The sequence below is a fragment of the Polaromonas sp. genome (assembly GCF_049790275.1).
Lineage (GTDB): Bacteria > Pseudomonadota > Gammaproteobacteria > Burkholderiales > Burkholderiaceae_C > Polaromonas.
In genome coordinates, this window is the sequence record NZ_JBAQYR010000068.1 from 1 (window position 1) to 8,279 (window position 8,279).

The window sequence follows — 8,279 nt, forward strand, 5'->3', positions numbered from 1 at the left end:
GGTAGGGGCGCAGCAGCGCGAGCAGTGCCTCGAAGTCCAGCACGGCTGCGTCGGCGGGCAGCTGCGAGAGCTCGATGACGAGCGGGTCGTTGTCAAAAAAATCGGGGATGTCGCCGAAACGCAGCGCCAGATCGCGCGACAGTGCGTGGAGGTCAGGAGACTTGAGCAAAAGCGCGACCAGAGGGAGGTTGGCGCTTTTGATTTCGAAGGTGGCGGGGGTGCTGGCCGGGAGGGCAACGGTCATGGGGAGATGGACGCCGCGTTGCCGCGGGAAAAATGGAGTATTGGTCGCCTGAAAGCGTAGCCCGGAAAGGGACGAATCTTAACAGCGGGGCATGACGCAGTTGTGAGCGAATGAAACGCCTGCGATTGTGCGAGGATGCGCCTCATGACACTGCAAGCCCATGTCCTGCGCATGAAACCCGGTGACGACCTGCGCGGTGCGCTGGAAGCGGCGTGTCGCGAACTGCTGGCGGGCGGCGTGCAGGCCGCGTGTGTGGTCTCCGCGGTGGGCAGCCTGTCCTGTGCGGTGCTGCGTTATGCGGATCAGCCCGGCGGGACGACGTGGGCTGTGCCGCTGGAGCTGTTGACGCTGTCGGGCACCCTGAGCAGGGACGGCGTACACCTGCATGCGAGCGTGGCCGATGGCCAGGGCGAGGTTCGCGGCGGCCATGTGATGCGCGGCTGCACGGTGCGCACCACGGCCGAGGTGGTGCTGGCCCTGCTGCCGGGCTGGCAGTTCGGCCGCGAGCCCGACGCAGCCACCGGCTTCATGGAGCTGGTGGCGGTGCGCCGGCCGGGTTGAGCAGGGCCGTCTTTCTTCAGATAAAAAGGGCTTCCAGCCCTTACTGGTCGGGCGCAAACCGCTATGAATAAGGTAGCGTCAGTGCATTGGCGTGGCGGCGGTATTGATGTTGCGCGCCGTGCCGAGCAGGGTGGCGCACAGGACTTCTTCGCCCTGGCTGCTGACGGCGAACACGTCGGCCGCACAGATGGTCAGCAGCTTGCCCGCGCTGACCACCCGCCCCCGGGCGCGCAGCAGCGCGCCTTGCGCGGGCGCCAGCAACTTGATCGTCGCGTCCACGGTGGCGTTGACCCAGCCCGGTGGCAGCACGCTGCCTGCAGCTGCCACGGCGGCAAAGTCGGCCACCGCAAACACCGCAGTGGCCTGCAGCTGGCCGGGGCGAAAACAGAAGGCTTCGAGCACCGGGATCTCGACCTCCACTTCACCGGGCACGATGCGCCTGAAGGCCAGGCCCAGGGTGCGTGCCATGGGCATGGCGAGCACGAGTTGTTCAAGCGGCTGGAACTGCGGGGCGGTGTGTGTGGCTTCGGTGGTCATGGTCTGGTTTTCCTGCGTGGTGTGGAAAGGGCGGTGGGCCAGGGTGCCTTGCCGTTTTGTGTGGCTGCGAGCCGCTGCGCTTTTTTGGCCTGGTGCTCGCGCTGCTGCTTGTGCATCCACGCGATGTGCGCAACCACGGCGCGGCGCTGGGTTTTGAGCTCGCCGATCTGCGCGTCTATTTCGGCCACCCGGGCCTGCATGGCTTCGACCATCTGTTCAAAACTCAGCCGCCCGGCGCGGTAGGCGGGAAGCTGCGCCGCGATGGCCTTGAGCGAAAAGCCGATGCTGCGCGACATGGCGATGAACACCACTTCGCGGCGCATGGCTTCGGTGTATTCGCGGTAGCCGCTGGCGCGGCGCGCGGGCTGGAGCATGCCCAGCTTTTCGTAGTGGCGCAGGGCATGCACGGAAACGCCGGTGCGTTGGGCAAGTTCAGAGATCTGCATGGCTGCCACCTTAGCAAGCTTCGCTCTGCACGAAGCTTGTGCAGGTGTCACCTGCGCGGCAGCCGTTCTGCGGCGCACAGGTCCTACAGCCATGCGGGCTGGCTGCCGATAGGCGGCGGCGCAGGCGCGTCCTATATTGAAATTGCGGACCTGCCGCTGTGCGGGCGCATCAAGAAAAAGGAGATGCCATGAATACAAACATGTTTGCCATGCCGGTGCTGCTGGTGGCGCTGATGGGGATGTCGGCAGGTGCTGCCGCACAGCCCAGCACCATGCCCGAGGGCGCTACCCAGGTGCTGCCCGAGCTGGGTGTGGAGCCGAAGCCGCCGGAGGCCAATGTACCGCCTGACATGAAGCCCAGGAAACGGCTGCAATTCAAGCCGCGCATGAAGTCTGATGAGCTGAAGCCGGCATTTCACCCGGAACTCAAACCTGAAATGAGCCCCGGCCTGCAGCCGAACAGCCAGAAACCCTTGCGCAAGGACAACCCGCCACGCTCCGGCGGGTGATAGGCTGACGTCCTGTCCTTGAAAGAAGGAGTTTCCATGAAGGCCCCTTTCTTGACCTGTTCACATCGCTCAGGTTATTCACGCTCCTTGTTGCCGATGCTTGCCGCCCTATTGCTGGCGGGCGGAGCGGCACTGGCGCAAGACACCACGACGACGCCGGGCCCGCGCATCAACCGCAACCCGGTCTATCGGGAAAACCTGCCGCCGGCCCCACCGGTGGAGCCCGACTCGCGTGATTCGACCACGCGGCCCGTGCAGCCGCCCGAGCAAGCGCCGGCCGATGGCCGGAGCGTGCTGACCACGCCGCCCGCGCCACAGACGCCTGCCTCGGCACCTGCGGTGCCCGCCTCGGGCCCGTCGCGGGGGCGCTGAACTCTTTTCAGCGGGGCGGCCGGCGGTTCTGAATCAAATTGGCCCTCGGCCCAGGCGCTGTCTGTGCAGGCAGCTATCAAACAAGTAGCAGAAGTGGCGCTGGTGTGTCCCGGGCCTGGCCGCTGCTTGCTTACGCCGCAAGAGGGGTGAGCTGGTCGGCCCAGCCGGCATCGCATTCTGCGGACGCCGCGCTGGCTTCGTACAGGCCATCGAGCGAAAGCTGCACCTGCATGCCCGCCGTCCGGGCAGGAACCGCAAGCTCGGCCCTGGCCTGGGGCATGCGCCTGGCGGGCTGGGATGCCAGGCGGCTCCCGCGCTGGTGGGCTGCTGACACCAGGGGCGGCATGCGTTCTACCCCGGGCAGCTTGCGCCGGTATTTGCGCGGCATGCCTTTGTGCTGCGCCGGCACGGCTGGGCGTGCCGGCTGGAAGATGCGCTGGTAAAACGCGAGCCAGCGCTGTTCACCGGCATCGGGTGGCGGTGCGTCTTCCTTGCTGGCGCCGGGGGCGAAATGAAGCTGGGCGCCATCCCACCGGGCGCTGGTTTGCGGCGTCAGCAAGGCCCAGCGCATCTGCGAAAAACGGTTGGCGAAAACCAGGGCGACGGCTTCAACAATCGTGTGCTCGGGTTCGAACCAGGCCACATGCAGCGGCCCGCCTTCGGGATGGTTGCGGAAGGTGTCGTCCTGCACGCTGCGAAAGCGCACAAAAGCTTTCATCTTGTGCATGTCGCGCTGCACCTCGTGGGCCAGGCGCTGGGCCTCGGCCATGTCGGCGTCGAGCGGGTCATGGCGCAGGCCGGGCTCGTGCACCAGGCGCCAGAGCAGGCGGTAAAGCAGGTCAAAACGGCCGGGGTTGCTGTGCAGGACGGCGCTTTCGCACAGGGTCACAAACTCGGGCGGCACCTGTATCGCTGGGGCGTCGCCGGCGGCGGGGCTTTCCGGCGGGAGAGCGGACAGCTCGTGCGCGGTGGCGGTGCCGCTGTGCCAGCTGACCTGTGCGGGCAGGATGTTCTGAACCAGCAGGCTGCGTGCGGCGCGGCGAAAGCCTTCCAGGTCTGCCGGCCCGCGCAACGTGACGGGCGCCGGGGCTTGCGGAAAAAGGTCGTTCGTCAGCGGGTCACTCATGCTGCCCATGCGGTGCTCCTTGTGTTGCTTTCGTTCTTCATGGTGCGTGCGGCGACGGTGCGGCCGCTGTAGGCCGGGGTGCCGATTGCGGGGCAGGCTGGGCCGCCGCCGGCACGCTGAAAAAGGGAAACCCGCTCCATGCGCAGTACCTGGCTGCGTGCATGCCCGGGCTCCTGCAGGGAGGTGCAGGCCTGGAAGAGGGGCCGTGTTGCCCCGGACGGCGGGTTTGGCAGCATATACACTGTATCAATATACAGTGTTTTTGCGATTCGGGCCAGATTTGGGCTTCTCTGGCTTCGAGAAGATGTTGCTTTCAGGGCTGGAACCGTGGGGAACAGCGCTTAAAACGGCACCATTTCCGGTCAAGAGCCGGAAAGCTCCCGGTGGGGTGCTTTTTCGGTCATACCCGCGTCCCGGGCCAGCTTTTTGGCCCGCGTTTCCATGGCGAGGAACACCGCGGCGGCCACGGCCAGGGGCCCCAGGTAATACACCACGCGGTAGGCCAGCAGTGCGGCAAGCAGTTCATGGCGGGGCACCTGGTGCGAGAGCAGGGCCACAAACACGGCCTCGAGCACACCCAGCCCCCCGGGCACGTGGGTGATGACGCCGGCCACGGCCGCGACCAGCAGCACGCTGACCACGGTGGGGTAGTCGATTTTCTGCTGCAGCAGCAGGAACACCACGCCACCCATGATCAGCCAGTTGCCCGCCCCCATGGTGACTTGCAGCAGGGCCAGCCGGAGCGAGGGCAGGTTCAGCTCATGGCCGCGCAGCAGGTAGCTGCGCCGGCGCGAAAAGGCGCACAGCAGCAGGTAGGCTGCGGCCGTTCCCAGCAGCACAAAGCCCAGCACCTGCAGCCCGCCGCTGCCGATTTTCCAGCCGGGCGGCAGGGCAGGCGTGTGAAAGCCGAACAGCACCCCGGCGAGCAGCAGGTAGCCCATCCAGTTGGTCAGCATGCTCAGGGACATGATGCGGGTGATCACGCCGACCTCCAGCCCCAGCCGTGAATACAGCCGGTAGCGCATGGCGACGCCGCCGACGAGGGAGCCGAGATTGAGATTGAGCACATAACTGGTGAAGGTGACCAGCATCACGGTGGGCGCACGCAGGGAATGGCCGGTGTAGTGGCGCCCCAGCAGGTCAAAGCAGCTGTACAGCGAAAGACTCAGCACAGCCAGTGCGGCGGCACCCAGCAGCGAAGCCGGCGGGTAGCTGCGCAGCGCGGCGAACACCTCGTGCCACTCGATGGCGCGGGCCTGCTCCACCAGCAGCCAGGCCACCAGCGCAAAGAACACCATGGTCGCTCCGCGCTTCAACCAGGGCCACCAGGCCTTGCCGGTGATGCCGGCCTTCTTCGGGCCGGCGCGTGCCGCCAGGGTGTTCATGAGACCCTGCCTTCGTTCACGTAGTCGGCCCCTGCGTTGGCGTCGAGCAGCTTTTCGGCCAGTGTCAGGCGCGGCACATGGGCGGGCAGCCAGCCAAACCAGGCCGGGTAGTGGCGCAGCAGGTGGAAGACAAAAAAGCTGCGCAGCCTGACCCACAGGCCGGTTTCGGCCACGTCGCTGGCCAGGACCTGCCGGCAGCTGTTTTGCATGAGCTGCTCGAGGTGCTCACCCAGGTGCTGGTTGAAGGCATGGTCCTTGATGATGACGTTGGCCTCGAGGTTGAGCGCCAGGCTCAGCGGGTCGAGGTTGCTGGAGCCGACGGTGGACCATTCGTCGTCGGTCAGCGCAACCTTGCCGTGCAGCGGGCGGTCGCGGTACTCGTAGATTTTCACGCCGGCCGCCAGCAGGTGGTGGTACAGCAGGCCGGCCGCGATCTTGACGATCGGCATGTCGGGCTGGCCCTGCAGGATCAGCCGCACGTCCACGCCGCGCCGCGCCGCCTTGCGCAGCTGCCTGAGCAGGCGGTAGCCGGGAAAGAAGTAGGCATTGGCCAGGATGACGCGGCGCCGTGCACCGCGGATGGCAATGCGGTAGTGGCGCTCGATGTCGCTCTTGTGTTCGCGGTTGTCCCGCGTCACAAAAATGGCGTGGGCGTTGCCTGCGGCCGGCAGCGAATCGAGGTCCGGCGTGGCCTGCGGGGCGGGCCGGCGGCGCAGAAAGTTCTGCAGCCGGTTGCCTGCCGGTTCCTGACCGAGCTGCAGCTGGGCCAGGACAAACTGGCGGATGCCGGCAACCAGCCGGCCTTCGATCTCCACCGCATAGTCCTGTTTGGCGTTGGCGCCGAAGTCCGCGAGGTGATCGGCCGAATAGTTGATGCCGCCGACAAAAGCCCGCGTGCCATCGACCACCACAATCTTGCGGTGCATGCGGCGAAACACGTTGGTGCGGTAGCCCCACAGGCGGGGGCTGGGGTCAAACACATGGATCCGCACGCCGGCCTGCGTGAGTGCCAGGATGAAAGCGGGCGAGAGGTCGGGCGAGCCGTAGCCGTCAATGGTGACGTCGATCTGCACGCCGCGCCGCGCGGCGGTGAGCAGGGCTTGCTGCAGGGCCTTGCCGACCTTGTCTTCAAACAGGATGAAGGTCTCCAGCAGCACCTCGCGCTCGGCCGCTGCGATGCATTCGAACACGCGCGGAAAAAAACCTTCGCCGTTTTCCAGTAGTGTGAAATGGTTGCCTGGTATCCAGCGTCCGTTCATGAAAAGTGCGCCGCCTGGTTCGTGTTCAGAGTTCGATTTCGGCTGCCAGCGGTGCATGGTCCGACAGGTGCGACCAGGGCCGGGGCGGCAGTACCACCGGCGCATGGCCGATGGCGTTGCGCACGTAGATGCGGTCCAGCTGCAGCACCGGAAAACGCGCGGGGAAGGTGCGCGCGGCCTTGCCGTTGGCCTGAACAAACACCTCGTGCATGCTGGCGCCCTGCTCGAGCACATCGTGGGCGCGGCGGCGCCAGTCGTTGAAGTCGCCCGCGGCAATCACCGGTGCGGTGGCGGGGATGTCCTTGTGCACCATGTCGCACAACATGCCGAGCTGCTTGATGCGGTGCGATTCGGCCAGGCCGAGGTGCACACAGATGGCGTGGATGTGGGTGTCGCGGCCGGGCACCTCCAGCACGCAGTGCAGCAGGCCGCGCCGCTCGGGGCCGCTGATGGACACGTCGCGGTTCTCGAAATGGACAATGGGAAACTTCGACAGCACGGCGTTGCCGTGGTGGCCGTTGGTGTAGACGGCATTGCGGCCGTAGGCAAACTGCGGCCAGATGGTGTCGGCCAGGAATTCATAGTGCGGTGTGGCCGGATAGTTGGCCACCCGGCTTTCATGGCGCGCGTGGGTGCCGGTCACTTCCTGCAGGAAGACGACGTCGGCGCCGACCGTGCGCACCGCTTCGCGCAGCTCATGCAGGATGAACTTGCGGTTGAAGAAGGTGAAGCCCTTGTGGATGTTGACCGTCAGGACCTTGATGGAAAAACTCAGCGCGGCGGTGGCGATGGCCTGCCGGGTTTCGGCCAGTGCATCGGCGTCATCGCGGACAGTCTCCACCACGGCAGCGGCTTCGTTGGGCTGGATCAGGGATTGGGGTGGAAGCATGAGGCGGGCAGGAAAGGGCTCAGGGGGCACGAAAAGGGGTAGGGGGCGGCAAAAATCCATTGTCTCGCGGCTGGACGCCAGATAACTGTAGGACAGCAAGCTAAATTATCGTGTGCGGTGCTTCTTGCCACTTGTGTGAAGCTTTGTAAAGGCCAGCGTCCTACGCGAGACGAAGCGGCTTTCCGGCATCTCCGGGCCGGCGGGGGAGCTAAATTGGAATCAACCGGTCCCGATGCGGGGGCCGGTTCCCGCAGACGCCCTCATCGGCCCTGCAGGATGGCAGCCAACCCGGAAGTCACGATTGTCCGGGCTGCCTGGTTTAACAACAGGAGTTTTGAAATGAACAAGTTTTCCATGCGATCCATCCCTGCCGCTGCGGCCCTGGTCGCCACGCTGGCTTTTTCCGCCCATGCCCAGGTAGGTGTTGGTGTGGACACCGGTGTGCGCACCGGGGTCAATACCAATATCGGCAGTGATGTGCGAGCCAATGCAGGCGTCGGCGTGAATGCCGAAGCCTCTTCCATGGGCACGGCCACGCGCAGCAATTCCTCCGCCGGCGTCAACACCGATACCCGCGTCGGCGCGCAGACTTCGGGCAGTGGCGTCAAGGGCACGGTCAGCCGCGCGGCCAACAAGACCGAAAACGCAGTGGAACGCGGTGCGCGTGCGACCCAGCGTGGCGCAGGAAAGGCCGTTGACGCAGTGGGCAATGTAGCCCGCCGCGCAGACCGCCGCATCAAGAACGCGCTGCCGGCCGACGCCCAGGGCAGCGGCCAGGTGAACGTGCAGGGTTCGGGCAACGTCGAGGCCAAGTAAGCCAGACAAGGCACAAGCGGTCCCCGCGGGGCCGGGCCGGCGGACAGGTTCTGCCGGCCCGGCCCTGTTTTTTTCCGGCCGATGGGCCAGACCCCTGCGCGGTGCCGTATGCTGCGGCTGGTTCTAGTGCAGTGT

General features: G+C 65.9%; 10 protein-coding genes and 1 pseudogene. 4 read left to right on the forward strand and 7 right to left on the reverse strand.

The window, feature by feature from the left end:
* Nucleotides 1-244, reverse strand: a pseudogene (locus tag WA904_RS09685) (septum site-determining protein MinC); the annotation flags it as partial.
* A 150-nt stretch (nucleotides 245-394) separates the two neighbouring features.
* Between WA904_RS09685 and WA904_RS09690 the strand changes: the two are divergent.
* On the forward strand, nucleotides 395-805 hold the full coding sequence (locus tag WA904_RS09690) for a PPC domain-containing DNA-binding protein (protein WP_425196927.1): 411 nt from the start codon (nucleotides 395-397) through the stop codon (nucleotides 803-805).
* 78 nt (nucleotides 806-883) lie between these two features.
* Here the strand turns inward: WA904_RS09690 and WA904_RS09695 are convergent, their stop codons facing one another.
* Together WA904_RS09695 and WA904_RS09700 are read right to left on the reverse strand one after the other, a co-directional pair.
* A complete protein-coding gene (locus WA904_RS09695; RefSeq protein WP_425196918.1) occupies nucleotides 884-1,342 on the reverse strand; it encodes a PaaI family thioesterase in 459 nt (152 codons plus the stop codon).
* Nucleotides 1,339-1,788 (reverse strand): MerR family transcriptional regulator, encoded by a 450-nt coding sequence (locus WA904_RS09700; protein WP_425196919.1) that lies wholly within the window; start codon nucleotides 1,786-1,788, stop codon nucleotides 1,339-1,341. Before WA904_RS09700 ends, WA904_RS09695 begins: the two co-directional genes overlap by 4 nt.
* A 188-nt stretch (nucleotides 1,789-1,976) precedes the next feature.
* Between WA904_RS09700 and WA904_RS09705 the strand changes: the two genes are divergently transcribed.
* Both WA904_RS09705 and WA904_RS09710 read left to right on the forward strand, forming a co-directional pair.
* Nucleotides 1,977-2,297, forward strand: a complete 321-nt coding sequence (locus tag WA904_RS09705) for a hypothetical protein (protein WP_425196920.1) — start codon at nucleotides 1,977-1,979, stop codon at nucleotides 2,295-2,297.
* Between the two features lie 36 nt (nucleotides 2,298-2,333).
* Nucleotides 2,334-2,669: a hypothetical protein gene (locus WA904_RS09710; protein WP_425196921.1), complete on the forward strand. Its 336-nt coding sequence runs from the start codon at nucleotides 2,334-2,336 to the stop codon at nucleotides 2,667-2,669.
* A gap of 130 nt (nucleotides 2,670-2,799) precedes the next feature.
* On the opposite strand, the gene WA904_RS09715 is transcribed toward WA904_RS09710, so the two are convergent.
* From WA904_RS09715 to WA904_RS09730, 4 genes are all read right to left on the reverse strand, one after another.
* Entirely contained in the window at nucleotides 2,800-3,804 is a 1,005-nt protein-coding gene (locus WA904_RS09715) for a TIGR03915 family putative DNA repair protein (RefSeq protein WP_425196922.1), read from the reverse strand.
* A 353-nt stretch (nucleotides 3,805-4,157) separates the two neighbouring features.
* Entirely contained in the window at nucleotides 4,158-5,180 is a 1,023-nt protein-coding gene (locus WA904_RS09720; protein WP_425196923.1) for a lysylphosphatidylglycerol synthase domain-containing protein, read from the reverse strand.
* Nucleotides 5,177-6,439, reverse strand: coding sequence for a cardiolipin synthase ClsB (clsB, locus tag WA904_RS09725; protein WP_425196924.1), 1,263 nt, complete (start codon nucleotides 6,437-6,439; stop codon nucleotides 5,177-5,179). Before clsB ends, WA904_RS09720 begins: the two co-directional genes overlap by 4 nt.
* A gap of 25 nt (nucleotides 6,440-6,464) precedes the next feature.
* The gene (locus WA904_RS09730) at nucleotides 6,465-7,328 is read right to left on the reverse strand and encodes an endonuclease/exonuclease/phosphatase family protein (protein ID WP_425196925.1); all 864 of its coding nucleotides are present in this window, start codon (nucleotides 7,326-7,328) and stop codon (nucleotides 6,465-6,467) included.
* Nucleotides 7,329-7,667: 339 nt separating this feature from the next.
* Here WA904_RS09730 and WA904_RS09735 point away from each other — a divergent pair, with 339 nt between their 5' ends.
* Nucleotides 7,668-8,144 carry a hypothetical protein gene (locus tag WA904_RS09735; protein ID WP_425196926.1) on the forward strand — a complete coding sequence of 159 codons (477 nt, stop codon included), beginning with the start codon at nucleotides 7,668-7,670 and terminating at the stop codon, nucleotides 8,142-8,144.
* The last annotated feature ends 135 nt before the right edge of the window (nucleotides 8,145-8,279 follow it).